This window comes from Pectobacterium brasiliense, assembly GCF_016950255.1.
Classification (GTDB): domain Bacteria; phylum Pseudomonadota; class Gammaproteobacteria; order Enterobacterales; family Enterobacteriaceae; genus Pectobacterium; species Pectobacterium brasiliense.
The window spans coordinates 1173119-1190142 of record NZ_JACGFN010000001.1 but is presented as its reverse complement, the minus strand read 5'-3'; the positions used below and the strand labels follow the sequence as shown (position 1 = coordinate 1190142).

Below are 17024 nucleotides of genomic sequence, written 5' to 3'. Positions count from 1 at the left end.
TGATGCATTCTCTGGCTGCAGTCGTGCTGGCATTCCCGCTCTGTGCTATCGCGACGCCAGGTAGTTGGAACGGAAGTATGACGGGGATAAAACTTGATCATCGTGGTGAAATGATTACGACGTCAGCTTTTGTTCCTAACATAGCCGTTAATCCAGATGAAACGATTACGACAGTATATTGGCGGCAAGTGATTGATTCAGCGATACCAGTAGGTCTTGTTGTGAAATTGTGTTCACAATCGCCGCAGCGCTGTGTTGACTTAGACGGAAGTGGTGACGGGAAAACCCAAGCATTTGACGGGTTAGCAGCTAATAATGAGTTTCGTTTTGTATACTACATTGCAGGGAATGGTCGTATTAATAACACCTTCAGCGTGCGTACGATCGATATTGCGGTAAACTATAAGTAGTTTTCTAAGTCACTGTTTAGATAATCGAAAGTCTCTGCCTAAAACACAGAGACTTTTAGAATGCAATTTTCCTACCGCCAACTGTTACACCTTTAGACTGACCATCTGGACCATACAGTCCCTGACCATGGCGGGGCTTCAATATATTGATAGCTTCGTTCGTGTAGGCAATATGCCGGCTAAGCAGAAGACCATTGTGCTGATTCTGATCGTTCAAACGTCTGGTTAACTCTTGCACTTGCTGCCAGTGAGCCGACAGCTTTTCAATGCCGTCATAAGGCGCTTGCAACTTAAGAGTCGATTCAGTTTTATGGCGCTGTGTTTCCAAATGCTGCATCGTCGCCAGCAAAGACGTTTTATTCTCTGTTACCTGTTGTAGTGCGATGCTATTAATATGGCCAGCGCAAAGCAGTGTTTGCTCTTCGGACATAACAACATCGAGCTCACGTAGGTTGCTCAGCAGTTGATCCAAAATCGATTGCAGATTTTCCATAACTATTAATTACCTGCTAAAAAATCCTGAGTCTCTTTAAGCAACGCATCTGCGATTTTTCCGGCATCAATTTTAAGTGAGCCATCACGAATTGCCTGCTTTAAGGTTTCAACGCGGTTCATGTCGATGTCCTGCGTACCCGGTTGCATCAATTTTGCCTGTGCGTCGCTCAGTTTTACCTGTGTTGCGCTAACTTCAGACTGAGCTTCAGCTTGTTTCCGTTTAGCTTTAGCGACATCGCCAGATTCGCGTTGCTGAACTTGACTGACCGGCTTCAGTGACTGGGTGCGATCAATACTCATAATACATCCCTCTTATTTGAGGATAAATGGTTAATCATCAATGTGTTACGGAATATCCATCACATTGGTGTTCAATTTTAAAACGTCATCAGTAATGACTCTAGTAATTATCATCGGCAAACATGAGCAAATCTTTAATTAATTACTGTGAGATCAGAATAATCCCATCTTCGTTTGTGATTCCGCTGACTATTTGTCCATTTGCCGTTCTGACTCTGACCGCTTGTCCGGCTGCCGCGTTGTTCATGGCTTTTCCTTCGCCATTAATTGTGAAGCCTTCCCCTTGGGCGATAATTTGCACTGACTGACCGGCCTTTACGACCCAGGCGCGTCTGATCATAGACGCGGTAATAACCTGACCAGGTGTGAGATCGCGCAAAAGGACTGCGCCCTGTGCGCCTGGTAACGTCAGTATAGGGCGCAACGGTAATAAATCGAGCCTGCCTTTTGTCAAACGAATGTCTTTTTCCGTCAGCGTGGTTCCCCGATTTATAAGCCGTGCACTGGTGACATAATTCCCAGTTACCTGAACTTCGGTTTGAATGAAGCGACGCTGTTGCCCGCAACGTACGGACAGGCTCACATTACCCCACATTTTCGTATTTCCAGGCATCGTGATTTGCGGCGCTTCGCACTGTGGCCATTGCGATTCTGGCGATTTTACCACAACGTTTACGGTATTCGTGCTTCCCTGAAAGCGTGAGGCAAAAAATTGATTGATCTGTGCAGGAAGGTCGTTCGCACTGACAGGGGCACAAAGGGTGAAAAAACAGGACGCCGCCAGATAGAGGTAATAATGTATTGTTTTCATTCCTGTTCGGCTCTCCTGATCCTGATTATATCGGGCATTAAGTGTAACGGTGTCAGCGTGAGGTTAAGGCAATAAATAGCGCTGCATTTGGTGTCTATTCGTTCGATGGCATAGCCATCATGAGAATTATCCTACTCACTCCAAATTCTAACTTGCGGAGGGAGCATGCTTGATAAATTAGACGCCTCGTTGCGGTTTCAGCAGGAAGCGTTGAACTTGCGTGCCCAGCGGCAGGAAATTCTGGCCGCGAATATTGCCAATGCGGATACACCGGGCTATCAGGCCAGGGATATCGATTTTGCCAGCCAGCTCAGTAAAACGATGGAGCAAGGGCGGGTGAACGGTACGGGTATCGCGCTGAAAACCACATCTGTACGGCATATACCGGCACAGAACTTTCAGCCGCCGGAACTTGATTTGCTCTATCGCGTACCCGATCAGCCTGCGTTGGATGGCAATACGGTCGATATGGACCGCGAACGCACTAATTTTGCCGATAATAGCCTGAAATATCAATCCAGCCTGACCGTTCTGGGCGGACAGATTAAAGGCATGATGTCAGTCCTGCAGTCAGGTTCGTGATCGTAGCGCGATAGGAAGGTAAAGATTCATGTCGTTATTAAATATATTCGAAATTTCAGGCTCAGCGCTTTCTGCGCAATCTCAGCGTCTGAATGTGAGTGCCAGTAACCTGGCTAACGCAGACAGCGTGACGGGCCCTGATGGCGAGCCTTATCGCGCCAAACAGGTGGTATTCGAAGTGAATGCCGCTCCGGGGCAATCTACGGGTGGCGTACGCGTTTCCAATGTTATTGAAGATCCATCACCTGCTCGTCTGGTTTACGAACCGGGCAATCCGCTGGCTGATGGGCAGGGATACGTTCGCATGCCGAATGTTGACCCAGTGGCTGAGATGGTAAACACCATTTCTGCATCGCGCAGTTATCAGGCAAACGTCGAAGTGTTGAATACAACAAAATCGATGATGCTGAAGACGTTAACGATCGGGCAATAATCGGGAGACGAAATAGTGTCTGTAACAATTAATGATACGTCCTCGGCAACGAGAACACAGAGCACGTCGAGTACTTCATCGACAACGGCGGTAGAGAAGAACAGCAGCGCTGACCTACAGAATCAGTTTCTGACCCTTCTGGTTGCGCAGTTGAAGAATCAGGACCCGACGAACCCGATGAGCAACGATCAGTTGGTAAGCCAACTTGCTCAGCTTAATACGGTCAGCGGTATTGAAAAGTTGAATACCACATTGGGCTCTATCTCGGGTCAGATCAATAACAACCAATCTATGCAGGCAACAACGCTGATTGGTCACAGTGTCATGATCCCTGGAAAAGACATTCTCGTTGGTAAAGAAACCAGCACCCCGTTTGGCGTGGAACTGGAAAAAGCCGCAGAGGTTGTTACCGTCACCGTTAATGATGCGACAGGTAAAGCTGTTCGTACGATCGAACTGGGCACGCTTTCTGCCGGCGTTCACTCATTCAACTGGGATAGCAAACTTTCTGATGGCACGGTTGCGCCTGATGGGGCTTATACCTTCACTGTTGCTGCCAGTACTGGCGGTGCACAGCAAGTTGTTCAGCCATTGAGTTATGCGGTTGTAAATAGTGTCGTTCGCGGCGAGAACGGTGCATTACTGGATTTAGGGCTACGCGGCAGAGCCACCATGGACGATGTCCGGCAGATTCTGTAACGGTGTAAATTTCATGTTATTCCAGTGAAATTCACTATCTGGAATATGACTTAATCAATTTTCTGGAGAGCGACATGGGTTTTTCTCAGGCGGTCAGTGGTTTAAACGCGGCATCTAATAACCTGGATGTTATCGGTAATAACATCGCTAACTCAGCGACAGTAGGTTTTAAATCCGGGACCGTCACATTTGCGGATATGTTTGCGGGTTCTAAAGTGGGTATGGGTGTGAAGGTCGCATCGGTATTGCAGGATTTTGGTAACGGTACGGTAACTTCATCCTCACGAGACCTGGATATTGCGATTAGCGGCGGTGGTTTTTACCGTCTGCAAGACACCAATGGCTCGACTTATTACAGCCGTAATGGTCAGTTCATGCTGAATGGTCGTAATATCGTCAATGCGCAAGGTATGCAACTGACGGGTTATCCGGTTGCTGGTACACCACCAGTCGTTCAAACGGGTGCCGATCCGGTTCCGTTGACTGTTCCTGATGGGGACATGCTGGCGAGCCAAACAACAACGGCGTCAATTGTTGCTAACCTGAAATCTTCAGATGCTGTTCCAGCAACGGCCTGGGCTACCAATCCTGGCGCTGAAGGCACTTATAACAGCAAGACTGCGCTAACAACCTATGACAGTCAGGGTAACGTGCACAACTTTACGCTGTACTTTGTCAAAACGGCGAATAATACCTGGCAAACCTATGCCAAGGATGACTCTGTTAGTCCTGCTACTTATCAAAACGCAGGAACATTGAACTTTGCTGCTAATGGTGCGTTAACGGGGCATACGCCTTTCAACATCAACCTCACTGGGACCAATGGTGCGGCAAATGGAGTGTTTACGCTTAATTTGACTGGCAGCGTGCAGCAAAATACCGAATATAGCTATAAGAGCCCAACCCAGAACGGTTTTGCTCCAGGATCGCTGACTGGGTTTGCTATCAATGATGACGGCACGATCGAAGGTAGCTACAGCAACGGTCAGAAACAGCCGCTGGGTCAGATCCTGCTGGCTAGTTTTGCTAACCCAGAAGGTTTATCACCTGAAGGGGATAACGCCTGGTCTGAAACTGCGAGCTCTGGTCAGGCTGTTGTTGGTCTGGCAGGTACCGGAAGTCTGGGTAAACTGATCGGCAAATCTACCGAAAGCTCAAACGTTGACCTGAGTAAAGAGCTGGTCAACATGATTGTTGCGCAGCGTAACTACCAGTCGAATGCGCAAACCATCAAAACGCAGGATTCCATTCTGCAAACGCTGGTTAGCCTGCGTTAATTATCCTAACGGGGACATTGCATGGATCACGCGATTTATACAGCAATGGGTGGCGCGAGTCAGTCATTGGAAAAGCAGGCGATTACTGCGAACAACTTGGCGAACGCCTCAACGCCGGGTTTCCGGGCACAGCTTTCCGCACTGCGCGCTGTACCTGTAAATGGGTTGACACTGCCCACCCGAACGTTGGTTGTCGCTTCAACGCCTGGCGCTGATATGACTGAAGGCGTGATGAATTATACTGGCCGTGCAATGGATGTCGCTTTACCGAAAGAGAGTTGGCTGGCAGTGCAAGCGGCTGATGGCGGTGAAGCGTACACCCGTAATGGTAATATGGAGATCAACGCTGATGGGCAGTTGACTATCCAGGGGCGTGTTGTGATGGGTGATGGCGGGCCGATTGATGTGCCGCCGCAGGCCCAGATAAGTATTTCTCCTGATGGTACGATTTCTGCGCTTAATGCTGGGGATCCGCCGAATACGATTGCCCAGTTGGGGCGTTTGAAGCTTGTTAAGGCTACCGGACAAGAAGTTGAGCGGTCCGATGACGGATTATTCCGCTTGACGCAACAGGCTCAGCAACAACGTGGTAATGTTCTGCAAAACGATCCTACCGTGCGTATTATGCCGGGGGTGATCGAGGGCAGTAATGTGAACACGGTCGATACTATGGTCGATATGATTGCCAATGCTCGTCGCTTTGAAATGCAGATGAAAATCATTAGCAGCGTCGACGATAATGCACAACGCGCTAATCAGATATTAGCAATGGGTTAAGCGCCGAGTGCGCACAGGAGTGAATAAATGATCCGTTCTTTGTGGATTGCAAAAACCGGCTTGAATGCTCAGCAAACCAATATGGACGTTATTTCCAATAACTTGGCAAACGTCAGCACCAATGGTTTCAAGCGTCAGCGTGCGGTATTTGAAGACTTGATGTATCAAACAGTTCGTCAGCCTGGGGCTCAATCTTCAGAGCAAACCATGCTACCGTCCGGCTTGCAGCTAGGTACGGGTGTTCGTCCGGTCTCAACAGAGCGTATTCATACCCAAGGGACCTTTTCCGAAACGGGTAACTCTAAAGACGTTGCGATTAAAGGGCAGGGATTCTTTCAGGTTCAATTGCCTGATGGTACAACGGCTTACACGCGTGACGGTGCCTTCCAGCTTGATGGTAACGGCCAGTTAGTGACGTCCAGTGGTTATCAGGTCCAGCCTGCTATTACTGTTCCGGCGAATGCGACAGAACTGAATATCGGCCGTGACGGTATTGTCAGCGTTAAAGTGCAGGGGCAGGCAGCAACAAACCAGATTGGCCAATTGACGCTGACAACCTTTATTAACGATAGTGGCCTTGAAAGCATTGGCGAGAACCTGTATCTGGAAACGGCGAGTTCAGGTGCGCCAAATGAAACGAACCCAGGTTTGAATGGCGCAGGTCTGCTGTATCAGAAATATGTCGAAACCTCCAACGTCAATGTGGCAGAGGAATTGGTATCGATGATTCAGACTCAGCGTGCTTACGAAATCAACAGTAAAGCAATTTCTTCTTCTGACCAAATGTTGCAGAAATTGACCCAGCTGTAATGGGTAACCCGCTAATTTCAGGCGCGAGAGCGGGTGCTCTGGCTGCCTGGTAGTAGCAATGTAGAGAGTGTTTAACGGGGTAATGATGACCATAGGCACCCGATGAGTGGGCCAGTATGGTTTTGATTTACCCCGTGAATATGTGAAATAGATTAATTTAAGGCGATATCCGCAGTGATAATGAATGCAAAGTCGGTTATCAAACCACTCCGCCGACGCCGTCTGTTGGCATTGATCGCGATGCTAGCACTTAACGGTTGCGCCTATATTCCGCATGATAAAGTTGTCACTGGGCCTACGACTGCTCAGCCTGGATCGCCCGTGTTAGCGGGTCCTAATGGCTCTATTTTCCAAACTGTACAGCCGATGAATTATGGCTACCAGCCGATGTTTGAGGATCGTCGCCCACGTAATGTTGGTGACACATTGACGATCGTGTTGCAGGAAAATGTGAGCGCCAGTAAAAGCTCGTCAGCCAATGCCGCTCGTAATGGTTCGTCAACGTTCGGTGCAACGGTGGTACCGCGTTATCTGGACGGGCCGTTGGGTAATAATCGTGCATCGCTGAATGCGACAGGAACGAATGACTTCACTGGGCAAGGTGGTGCGAATGCAAACAACACCTTCAGCGGTACGATTACCGTTACGGTTGGTCAGGTATTAGCTAATGGCAATCTACAGGTCGTTGGCGAAAAACAAATTGCAATTAATCAGGGAACAGAGTTTATCCGTTTCTCTGGGGTAGTTAATCCGAGAACCATTAGCGGTAACAACTCGGTACCATCAACCCAGGTTGCGGATGCGCGTATTGAATATGTCGGTAATGGCTATATTAACGAAGCGCAAAACATGGGCTGGTTACAGCGGTTCTTCCTCAATGTTTCTCCGTTCTAAGCTTAAGAGGCCTGCCATGCGGATTGCATCATTTTTCACTGTACTGCTGACGTTACTGACGCTGAATATCGCCCCTGCGTCGGCAGAGAGAATTCGCGATCTGGTGAATATCCAGGGCGTACGCGGTAATGCGTTAATTGGTTATGGTTTAGTCGTTGGTCTCGATGGTTCTGGTGACCAGACCATGCAGACGCCGTTTACGACGCAAAGCTTAACTAACATGCTTTCCCAGTTGGGAATTACCGTTCCTGCTGGAACCAACATGCAGTTGAAGAATGTGGCGGCGGTGATGGTAACGGCGGAACTTCCGCCTTTTGGCAGAACAGGCCAAAATATTGATGTCGTGGTGTCATCACTCGGTAACGCGAAGAGCCTGCGCGGCGGAACGCTGTTAATGACCCCATTGAAAGGGGTCGATAACCAGGTCTATGCCCTTGCTCAGGGTAACGTTTTGGTTGGTGGTGCTGGCGCTTCTGCCGGTGGAAGCAGTGTTCAGGTTAACCAGCTTGCCGGCGGCAGAATCAGCAATGGTGCCGTCATCGAGAGAGAGTTGCCTAGCACGTTTGGTACGTCAAATACGATAATGCTGCAGTTGAAAAACGACGATTTTTCGATGGCGCAGAAGGTGAGTGACGCGATCAACCGTTCTGGATACGGCGGTACCGCAAGCCCGCTTGATTCTCGTACTATTCAGGTTCTTGCCCCACACGGCAACAGCTCTCAGGTTCGTTTTTTGGCCGATATCCAGAATATTGAAGTCAACGTCGGTATTCAGGATGCCAAGGTCATTATTAATTCTCGTACCGGCTCTGTCGTGATGAATCGCGATGTTACGCTGGATAGCTGTGCTATCGCCCAGGGTAACCTTTCTGTGACAATCAATCAGCAGGCCAACGTCAGCCAACCTAATACACCATTTGGTGGTGGTCAGACGGTTGTAACACCGCAGACAGAGATCTCGGTTCAGCAAGCAGGCGGTTCTTTACAACGAGTCAATTCCAGCGCCAACCTCAACAATGTCGTGCGTGCACTGAATTCTCTGGGCGCGACACCGATGGAACTGATGTCTATTCTGCAGGCGATGCAAAGCGCAGGTTGCTTGCGTGCCAAACTGGAAATTATCTGATGAGTGATATACAGACGCTGAATAATGCGGCCTATGATGCGCAGTCTCTAAATACGCTGAAACGTGAGGTTTCAGGTAATCCTCAAAGTAAAGAGGGCATTAGAGCAGTTGCGCAACAAATGGAAGGCGTGTTTGTACAATTGATGATGAAAAGCATGCGTTCTGCGATTCCGCAGGACGGGCTCTTCAACAGCGATCAGACGCGTCTGTATACCTCAATGTATGACCAGCAAATTGCTCAAGAGATCTCAACTAAGGGCAAGGGGCTTGGGCTCGCGGATGTTATGGTTGAGCAATTGACCCGACAATCCCCAGAGGCTACGGCGGCTAAAGCTGCTGTTCCCTCTGTTCCATTAACGTTCGATGGTGATGTGCTCAAAAGCATGCCAACGGCTGCAGTGGAACAGATGGTACGTAAAGCGCTGCCCAAATTGCCCACTACGGGTTCAGCGTTACCGCTATCCAATAGTAATTTTGTGTCTCAGATTTCCTTACCTGCTCAGATTGCCAGCCAGCATAGCGGTATACCTCATCACCTTATCATCGCTCAGGCAGCGCTTGAATCTGGCTGGGGCCAACGTGAAATCCCTACCGAGGACGGGCGTCCAAGTCATAATCTGTTCGGTATCAAAGCTGGCAGTAGCTGGAATGGGCCGACAACAGAGATAACGACGACAGAGTATGAGCAAGGCGTAGCCAAAAAAGTAAAAGCCAGCTTCAGGGTATACGATTCCTATATTGAGGCTATTGGCGACTATGTGAAGTTACTCACCAATAACCCACGCTACTCTGCGGTGATGAGCGCTGGAACGGCTGAGCAAGCGGCTCATGCCTTACAAAAGGCAGGTTATGCAACGGATCCACAATATGCCCAGAAGCTGGTTAGTATGATCCAGCAAATGAAGAGTTCTGGTGAAAAAGTGGCGAAAGCTTACACTCACGATTTGAGTCGGCTATTTTAATTTTTTATTCAAGATTTGCGCATCCTGACCGATAAAGTAATTAACTTATGTAGCGTATTTGCTGCTTTCAGCATTTGGTTAATCGCGCAGGGCGAAAAAAGCCTGTGTAAAAGGAACAACACCCTATGTCCAATTTAATTAACACCGCGATGAGTGGCTTAAAAGGTGCACAGGTTGCGCTGAGTACAGTGAGTAACAACATTAGTAATCAGGCTGTTACTGGCTATAGTCGGCAGAATGCGATACTTGAGCAGGCTATTAGCAGCAGCACATCTGCTGGATATATTGGTAACGGTGTCAATGTTGTTAGCATTAATCGCCAGTACAATGAATTCATCACTAATCAGCTGCGTGCTGCGCAAACGACAAGCAGCTCGGTTTCTGCTTACTACGAGCAAATTTCCAAGATTGATAACCTGTTGGCTAGCAGCACAACGAGCCTGTCATCAACGATTCAGGGGTTCTTTTCGAACCTGCAAAACCTTACCAGCAACGCGGGCGACTCGTCGACTCGCCAGACCGTACTGGGCAAAGCTGAAGGGTTGGTAAACCAATTTAAAGTCACAGATAAATATTTGCGTGACATGGACAGCGGGCTGAATACTCAGATTCAAAGTATTGTCGGTCAAGTTAATACGTATACCGATCAGATTGCGTCTTTAAATAATGAAATCACGAAGCTAATGGGCGCGAATAGCGGCACAATGCCTAATGATTTGCTTGATCAACGTGATGTTCTTGTCGATCAGCTGAACAAATTGGTCGGCGTTGAGGTTACCGTTCAGGATGGAATCGTCTATAACGTAGCATTGAAAAATGGTACCAACCTGGTTCAGGCTGGAACAAGCAATGAGCTGGTAGCCATCGGTTCAAGCAATGATCCAACGCGTCTGACTATTGGATATAAAGACCAGACAAACGATGTGGTCTCATTAAATGAGAGCACGTTAACTGGCGGTTCATTAGGCGGCTTGCTTTCTTTCCGTACTGAAACGCTAGATGAAGCTCGTGGCCAGTTAGGGCAGCTAGCGCTGGCATTTGCTGATGCGTTTAATACTCAGCATCAGCAAGGTTATGATCGTAATGGTGTTAAAGGCGGCGATTTCTTCTCCTTTGGTAAGGCTGTAGTTCTGAACGACAGCAAAAATGCGGGTAACGCGGTGTTAACTCCGTCTTACACCGATACTAAAGATGTGCAGGCAACTAATTATTCGATTAAATACGATGGCGCTAATTGGCAAGTAACACGCTTGTCTGATAATTCAAAATTCACGGCGGCGGTGGATACCTCTGATAACAGCCTGAACTTTGATGGCGTCAAAATGGCTATCACAGGCACACCTGCAACGAATGACAGCTTCCTGCTTAAGCCAGTTAATGATGTCATTATCGATATGGCAGTGGCTGTTTCCGATCCTAATAAAATTGCGGCGGCATCCGTTAAGCTTGATGAAAATGGTGCCCCAGTTTTGGATGGAAGTGGTAATCCCGTGTTTGGCGGCGTGAGTGATAATACCAACGCCAAGGCTCTACTTGCCCTACAAAATGAGAAAATTGTGGGTGGAAAGGCCAGCGTCTCCGGGGCATATGCCAGCCTGGTCGGTGCGATTGGTAACCAAACCAGCACCCTGAAGATAAATAATACATCTCAGCAAAACGTTGTTAAGCAACTGACAGCAGAACAACAGTCCGTATCCGGTGTGAACCTGGATGAAGAATACGGCGATCTGATGCGTTATCAGCAATACTACATGGCAAATGCTCAGGTCATCAAAACAGCACAATCCATATTTGATGCCCTTTTAGCGGCCCGTAGCTAGTTTGACCATTTAAGAAAGAGGAATTGATACCATGCGCTTAAGTACTAGCATGATGTACCAGCAGAATATGCAAGGCATTATTAATGGTCAGGCCACGTGGCAAAAAACGGGCGAGCAGCTGTCAAGCGGCAAGCGCGTTGTAAATCCATCAGATGATCCGATAGCAGCGGCCAGTGCGATTATGCTTGGCCAGGCACAGTCGGAGAATGGTCAGTACACGCTGGCTCGTACCTTTGCCAAGCAAAGTATGTCTCTGGAAGAATCTATTCTGAGTAAAAGTACTAACACCATTAGCAGCGCATTGACCGAAGTCATCAAAGGTGGCGGTGTGTTGAATGATGATGACCGGAAATCGGTCGCGACTGCCCTTCGCGGTATGAAAGCCGAATTGCTGAATATGGCTAACAGTACTGATGGTAATGGTAACTATATTTTTTCTGGCTATGACACGGATAAGGTCCCCTTTGTTGACGGTGGCGCAGGTATTGCATATCAGGGCGGATATCAGGCCATTTCACAGCGTGTCGATGCCGCTCGAGATATGACGGTTAGCCATGTTGGCTCTACGGTTTTCAATGGCGTGACGGGTGATGCCAAGAAAGAGCCGGATGGTAGTGTTCAGTCCGACTTATTTGAAACACTAGACATTGCAATTAAAGCTCTTGAAACGCCGCTGGATGGTGCGAATGATGCAACAAAAGCTAGTGTTGCAGCAGCGTTAGAAACTGCAAACCGTGGTTTAAACAATTCATTTAATAATATTTCAGCCGTTCGTGCAGAGTTGGGTATCCAGCTCAATGAGATTGATAATCTCGATGCAGTGGGTAAAGACCGTGATGTAGCGAATAAGACAGCGCTGTCGCAATTACAAGATACTGACTGGTATGAGGCGATTTCATCCTACATCATGCAGCAGTCTTCTCTGCAGGCCTCTTATACGGCTTTCCAGAATATGCAAGGAATGTCGTTATTCCAGATGAGATAGTAGTCATAGACGATATTTTTCTATACTACTTTACGGTTTGAATACGCTTAAACCGGGCGTATTTTTTAGGCGTGTCACTCCTTTCATTATATTGAATGGATGACATGCCATTTTTTATTCCCCCAACATCCTCAATTCCCTCTGACATTCTCTTTTATATAACACCTATTGTTTTAGTGCATTGACTGTTTTAGTGCATGGACTGTTTTAGTACATCGCAGCCTGATGCACTTTCCTGGCGCGATCTGGCAAAAATTACAGCTTCGTATAGCCACACGCCGAGCTACAGTAGCAACTGTAAGGATGTTAAATGGGGAATAAATATATGCGCCTGGTATCCGTATTGGCCTCACTTCGACCACTACGGATTTATATAGGGAACGGCTAAGAACTTGCTAGCTGAGTGAGAATATCAGCGAGTAAATCGAATACTTCGCTGAATAAATGCTCCGCGAAGGGGGGGACCAGTGGAAGTAATAAACCTAGCGTCATGATTCCCACCGTGAGGGTAATCGGAAAGCCAACGACAAATACCGAGAGTTGGGGGGCGACGCGGTTAAGCATACCTAATGCCAGGTTGATGGTCAGCAATAGGGTTATGATTGGCAGCGCCAGCATCAATCCATTAATAAAAATTAACCCGCCGGCACGCGCAAGAGCGAGAAATGCATGGCTGTTGATAGGGTTGGCGCTGATGGGCAGAGTATAGAAACTATCTGCTAATAGCGAAATCATCCAGAGGTGCCCATCAAAGGTTAAGAACAGTAGGATTGCGAGAATATTCAGGAAACGGGCGACTACCTGCATATTCGGACCGCCAGTGGGATCAAAGAAGGTCGCAAAAGCGAGCCCCATCTGTAAGCCAATGAGTTCGCCAGCATGGCGAATAGCGGCAAATGCTAACTGCATTGACAGACCGAGCGTAACGCCGATAAGTATTTGCTGTATTAAGAGCCATACACCTGCGACGGAAAAAATAGGCGTAGTGTTTAACGGTAAATAAGGCGCAACGAGTAGGGTAATCAGCGCGCCCAGACCGATCTTTACCCGATTACCAATCGCTCTTTCGTTAAAGACAGGTGCGGTACTGATCAGCGCAAGAATTCTGACAAAGGGCCAAAAAAACTGGCTAACCCAATTCACCATGTCCCAACTGTTAAACGTCAGCATGCTTACCCAATAATGTTAGGTAACTGGCCGAATAGCGTACGCATATAGTCCAGCATGAGGTTTAACATCCAAGGGCCAGCGATCACTAAGGTGAAGAAGACCGTTAGGATTTTAGGGATAAACGATAGCGTCATTTCGTTTATCTGAGTGGCTGCCTGCAGGAGACTAATAAGCAGCCCGCTGAGTAGTGCTGCCATCAACGGAGGCGCCGCCAACGCCAATGCTACCTTCATTGCCTCATAGCCAAGCGCCATCACCGATTCTGGTGTCATAGTCGCATTCCTCTATTCGTCTAACTATAAAAACTCTGGGCTAATGAACCGAGTAGCAGCTGCCAGCCATCGACTAATACGAAAAGCATGAGTTTAAAAGGCAATGAAATAGTTGCCGGAGGAACCATCATCATCCCTAGCGCCATCAATACGCTGGCAACAACGAGGTCAATGATGAGGAAAGGGATAAACACGGTGAAACCAATTTGGAAAGCAGTTTTTAGCTCACTTGTCACAAATGCGGGGAGAAGCACACGCATGGGCACTGCTTCAGGTCCCTGAATCTCTGGGATTTCTGCCAGTCGGGTAAATAACGCCAGATCGGTTTCCCGGGTTTGCCGCAGCATGAATTCACGCACGGGTTCCGCGCCACGTTCGATGGCGACTTCCATACTGATTTGATCCTGACTGAATGGAAGATAAGCTTCGTCATAAACGCGGTTTAATACGGGCGACATGACAAAAAATGTCAGGAAAAGTGTTAATCCGAGTAATACCTGGTTCGGTGGTGCGGTTGGGGTACCCAGCGCGTTACGTAACAAGCTCAGTACAATGATGATTCGGGTGAAGCTGGTCATCATTAATAATGCAGCAGGAATAAACGTTAATGACGTGAGTAAAACCAGCGTCTGTACGGATAACGTCCAGCTCTGTCCACCGTTAGGCAGAGGTTGCGTCACAATACCGGGAAGCTGTGCCCATACCGATGGCGCCATGAACAATAAACCGATGGCTAAACCGTAACGCAGTGTGCGAAGCAGGGCGGTGATACGAAAATAATTAGGCAAGGCACTCATTCCGATTTTTCCGGACGCTTTAAAACTTTCTTTAACAGTTGATTGAAATCTACCGGCTTGGTGTCACCAGTTGAGGAACTGTCGTTGGTTGGTTGTGCTGGAAGCGTATGCAGCGGCGTGATTTGCTGAGCTGTAACACCTAACACCAGCCAGGTATTATCAACTTCTACAATAACGACACGTTCACGCTGCCCGACAGGGCAACTGGATACGACTTTTAACAACTTGTTTTGCTTGGCTTGGGGAGCAAACCCGAGTTTGCGAGCTAGCCAGGCAATCAGCAGAATAAATAATAAAATACCAGCTAGCACGCTACCAACCTGTGTCAGTAACATGCTGCCGGTAAGTGGTGGCTCAGTGACAAGTGTTGACTGCTGACTTGCTACTGGGGCCGGAGATGATATCGAGGCTATTGCCATTAACGACTCAGGCGGCGCATACGTTCGGATGGCGTAATGATATCTGTAATACGGACACCGTACTTGTCAGATACAACAACAACCTCGCCCTGGGCGATCAGATAGCCATTGATCAGGATATCCAACGGTTCACCTGCTAAGCCATCAAGTGCAACAACGGAGCCCTGAGTCAACCGCAGTAACTCTTTGATCGTCATTTTGGTCCGGCCAAGCTCAACGGTGAGTTTGACAGGAATATCCAAAATCAGGTCGATATCCTGCAGAGCACCCAGCGGATCATGACCGTCTAGCGACTTAAAAATGCCTTCCGTTGTCGCGGCCGGTTTTTCTGCAGCCTGCTGCTCGTTAAATGCATCAGCCCACAGATCGTCCACTGATTCCTTGTCGTCGGACGGTTTCTTGGTGTCACTCATGGGGCTGTTCCTCGTTATCCAGAGAATTCAATATAGGGTTAATCAAATGTTCAACACGTAGGGCATATTGCCCGTTTAATGTGCCATATTGGCTGGTCAGCACGGGCACGCCGTCAACATGAGCAACGATTTTGTCAGGTTTGTCGATCGGTAAGACATCACCGGGCTGTAGCTTCAGAATCTTGGAAAGTCGCAGCGGAATATCCACAAAGCTTGCAACTAATTCCAATTCGGAATGCTGCACCTGCTTGGCTAAGGTGTCCCGCCAGCTCTGATCTTCCTGACGTGAGTTTTCCAATGGTGGATTCGCGAGCAGTTCACGCAGCGGCTCGATCATTGAAAAAGGAATACAGATGTTAAATTCACCAGTCAGCGAACCGATCTCAACATGGAACGGTGTCGTCACGACGATATCATTAGGTGACGTCGTAATGTTGGTAAACTTGACCTGCATTTCTGAACGCACATATTCGATGTCAAGTTTGTAAATCGCATTCCAGGCTTCACCATAAGCCTCCAGAGCAAGGCGTAACATACGCTTAACGACACGCTGCTCTGTGTGGGTAAATTCACGCCCTTCAACTTTTGTCGGGAAGCGCCCATCACCGCCGAATAGGTTATCTACGGCGATAAATACCAGGCTTGGTGAAAATACAAATAATGCGGTACCACGTAGTGGTTTTAAGTGAATCAGATTCAGGTTTGTCGGTACGGGAAGGTTCCTGGCAAACTCATGATAAGGCTGGATCTTGATCGCACCTACAGTGATATCAGGACTACGGCGTAACAGGTTAAACAACCCCATACGGAATTGACGCGCAAAGCGCTCATTAATGATTTCTAATGCCTGTAAACGCTCGCGGATAACACGTCGTTGAGTATTCGGATCATAGGGCTTAACGCCCCCATCCACTTGTGACGACGCATTCGCATCAGCGCCGCTATCGCCGCTGTCGCCATTTAATAATGCATCAATTTCTGCTTGTGAAAGAATGCTATCGCCCATAATGGTTACCGCAGTATAAAGGCCGTGAACAGAACATCAGTAACGACCTGGTTAGGTTGACCAGGAACTAATGGTGGGCTTAGCACTTGCTTAATTTGCTCTATCAGCTTCTGTTTACCTTGCTCATTGGCAAGTGCAATCGCGTCCTGACGAGAAAGCAGTAATAACAGTCTGCTGCGCACTTCTGGCAGATAATTAGTAAACCGTGTACGCGTAGCTTCATCTGGTAAACGCAGCGTGAATCCAACATACAACACCCGGTCAGGATCATTATCTGCATTAACGAGGTTAACGGTAAAAGTATCCAGTGGCATGAAAACAGGCTCTGGCGGTGGCGGTGCTTCCTGCTCAGCCGTTGCTGCATTTTTCTGATTTAATAGCCACCAGGCGGCGCCCGCAGCACCAGTTGCAGCGAGAGCAACGATAATCAGTAGTATTAGCCAAATAGACCGTTTACGTCCTGGTCGAACTTGCATATCAGACATAGCCAAAGATAGTTCCCGTTACTTATCGATATTTACTGCCGGATGGAACCAGCAATAAATAAATGCGTAATGTCGATGATT

At 48.1% G+C, this 17024-nt stretch carries 22 protein-coding genes; 12 read left to right on the top strand and 10 right to left on the bottom strand.

Going from position 1 to position 17024, the window contains the following annotated elements:
- The first annotated feature begins 2 nt into the window (after window positions 1–2).
- On the top strand, window positions 3–410 hold the full coding sequence (locus H4F65_RS05365) for a flagellar protein FlhE (RefSeq protein WP_010279536.1): 408 nt from the start codon (window positions 3–5) through the stop codon (window positions 408–410).
- Between the two features lie 55 nt (window positions 411–465).
- Here the strand turns inward: H4F65_RS05365 and H4F65_RS05360 are convergent, their stop codons facing one another.
- From H4F65_RS05360 to flgA, 3 genes are all read right to left on the bottom strand, one after another.
- The gene (locus H4F65_RS05360) at window positions 466–903 is read right to left on the bottom strand and encodes a flagella synthesis protein FlgN (protein WP_010279539.1); all 438 of its coding nucleotides are present in this window, start codon (window positions 901–903) and stop codon (window positions 466–468) included.
- A gap of 5 nt (window positions 904–908) precedes the next feature.
- A complete protein-coding gene (gene flgM / locus H4F65_RS05355) occupies window positions 909–1205 on the bottom strand; it encodes a flagellar biosynthesis anti-sigma factor FlgM (RefSeq protein WP_010279542.1) in 297 nt (98 codons plus the stop codon).
- 142 nt (window positions 1206–1347) lie between these two features.
- Complete coding sequence (gene flgA, locus H4F65_RS05350) at window positions 1348–2016, bottom strand: flagellar basal body P-ring formation chaperone FlgA (RefSeq protein ID WP_010279546.1); 669 nt, start codon at window positions 2014–2016, stop codon at window positions 1348–1350.
- A gap of 165 nt (window positions 2017–2181) precedes the next feature.
- On the opposite strand from flgA, the gene flgB reads away from it, so the two are divergent.
- The 11 genes from flgB (at window position 2182) to flgL (ending at window position 12381) form a co-directional block, all read left to right on the top strand.
- Window positions 2182–2598 carry a flagellar basal body rod protein FlgB gene (gene flgB / locus H4F65_RS05345; protein WP_010279550.1) on the top strand — a complete coding sequence of 139 codons (417 nt, stop codon included), beginning with the start codon at window positions 2182–2184 and terminating at the stop codon, window positions 2596–2598.
- 28 nt (window positions 2599–2626) lie between these two features.
- The gene (gene flgC, locus H4F65_RS05340) at window positions 2627–3031 is read left to right on the top strand and encodes a flagellar basal body rod protein FlgC (protein WP_010279553.1); all 405 of its coding nucleotides are present in this window, start codon (window positions 2627–2629) and stop codon (window positions 3029–3031) included.
- A 15-nt stretch (window positions 3032–3046) separates the two neighbouring features.
- Entirely contained in the window at window positions 3047–3730 is a 684-nt protein-coding gene (gene flgD / locus H4F65_RS05335; protein ID WP_010279557.1) for a flagellar hook assembly protein FlgD, read from the top strand.
- Between the two features lie 74 nt (window positions 3731–3804).
- Complete coding sequence (gene flgE, locus H4F65_RS05330) at window positions 3805–5007, top strand: flagellar hook protein FlgE (protein ID WP_010279564.1); 1203 nt, start codon at window positions 3805–3807, stop codon at window positions 5005–5007.
- A gap of 21 nt (window positions 5008–5028) precedes the next feature.
- Entirely contained in the window at window positions 5029–5784 is a 756-nt protein-coding gene (locus H4F65_RS05325) for a flagellar basal body rod protein FlgF (RefSeq protein WP_010279568.1), read from the top strand.
- Window positions 5785–5811: 27 nt separating this feature from the next.
- Window positions 5812–6594 (top strand): flagellar basal-body rod protein FlgG, encoded by a 783-nt coding sequence (gene flgG / locus H4F65_RS05320; protein WP_010279572.1) that lies wholly within the window; start codon window positions 5812–5814, stop codon window positions 6592–6594.
- A gap of 180 nt (window positions 6595–6774) precedes the next feature.
- Window positions 6775–7488, top strand: a complete 714-nt coding sequence (gene flgH, locus H4F65_RS05315) for a flagellar basal body L-ring protein FlgH (protein ID WP_010279575.1) — start codon at window positions 6775–6777, stop codon at window positions 7486–7488.
- Between the two features lie 16 nt (window positions 7489–7504).
- Window positions 7505–8614 (top strand): flagellar basal body P-ring protein FlgI, encoded by a 1110-nt coding sequence (locus tag H4F65_RS05310; RefSeq protein WP_010279578.1) that lies wholly within the window; start codon window positions 7505–7507, stop codon window positions 8612–8614.
- Window positions 8614–9576 carry a flagellar assembly peptidoglycan hydrolase FlgJ gene (flgJ, locus tag H4F65_RS05305; RefSeq protein WP_010279581.1) on the top strand — a complete coding sequence of 321 codons (963 nt, stop codon included), beginning with the start codon at window positions 8614–8616 and terminating at the stop codon, window positions 9574–9576. The genes H4F65_RS05310 and flgJ overlap by 1 nt, the downstream gene beginning before the upstream one ends.
- Before the next feature lie 125 nt (window positions 9577–9701).
- Window positions 9702–11396 (top strand): flagellar hook-associated protein FlgK, encoded by a 1695-nt coding sequence (flgK, locus tag H4F65_RS05300; RefSeq protein WP_010279584.1) that lies wholly within the window; start codon window positions 9702–9704, stop codon window positions 11394–11396.
- Between the two features lie 31 nt (window positions 11397–11427).
- Window positions 11428–12381 carry a flagellar hook-associated protein FlgL gene (flgL, locus tag H4F65_RS05295; protein WP_010279587.1) on the top strand — a complete coding sequence of 318 codons (954 nt, stop codon included), beginning with the start codon at window positions 11428–11430 and terminating at the stop codon, window positions 12379–12381.
- A gap of 384 nt (window positions 12382–12765) precedes the next feature.
- Here the strand turns inward: flgL and fliR are convergent, their stop codons facing one another.
- The 7 genes from fliR to fliL form a co-directional block, all read right to left on the bottom strand.
- Window positions 12766–13551 carry a flagellar biosynthetic protein FliR gene (gene fliR, locus H4F65_RS05290; RefSeq protein ID WP_010279590.1) on the bottom strand — a complete coding sequence of 262 codons (786 nt, stop codon included), beginning with the start codon at window positions 13549–13551 and terminating at the stop codon, window positions 12766–12768.
- Between the two features lie 2 nt (window positions 13552–13553).
- Complete coding sequence (gene fliQ, locus H4F65_RS05285) at window positions 13554–13823, bottom strand: flagellar biosynthesis protein FliQ (RefSeq protein WP_010279609.1); 270 nt, start codon at window positions 13821–13823, stop codon at window positions 13554–13556.
- 20 nt (window positions 13824–13843) lie between these two features.
- Window positions 13844–14539, bottom strand: coding sequence for a flagellar type III secretion system pore protein FliP (fliP, locus tag H4F65_RS05280; protein WP_172645005.1), 696 nt, complete (start codon window positions 14537–14539; stop codon window positions 13844–13846).
- 77 nt (window positions 14540–14616) lie between these two features.
- Window positions 14617–15039 (bottom strand): flagellar biosynthetic protein FliO, encoded by a 423-nt coding sequence (gene fliO, locus H4F65_RS05275; protein ID WP_014915900.1) that lies wholly within the window; start codon window positions 15037–15039, stop codon window positions 14617–14619.
- A complete protein-coding gene (fliN, locus tag H4F65_RS05270) occupies window positions 15039–15452 on the bottom strand; it encodes a flagellar motor switch protein FliN (protein WP_010279616.1) in 414 nt (137 codons plus the stop codon). Before fliN ends, fliO begins: the two co-directional genes overlap by 1 nt.
- The gene (fliM, locus tag H4F65_RS05265; RefSeq protein ID WP_010279618.1) at window positions 15445–16458 is read right to left on the bottom strand and encodes a flagellar motor switch protein FliM; all 1014 of its coding nucleotides are present in this window, start codon (window positions 16456–16458) and stop codon (window positions 15445–15447) included. The genes fliN and fliM overlap by 8 nt, the downstream gene beginning before the upstream one ends.
- Window positions 16459–16463: 5 nt before the next feature.
- Window positions 16464–16943 carry a flagellar basal body-associated protein FliL gene (gene fliL, locus H4F65_RS05260; RefSeq protein WP_010279620.1) on the bottom strand — a complete coding sequence of 160 codons (480 nt, stop codon included), beginning with the start codon at window positions 16941–16943 and terminating at the stop codon, window positions 16464–16466.
- Window positions 16944–17024: the final 81 nt, after the last annotated feature.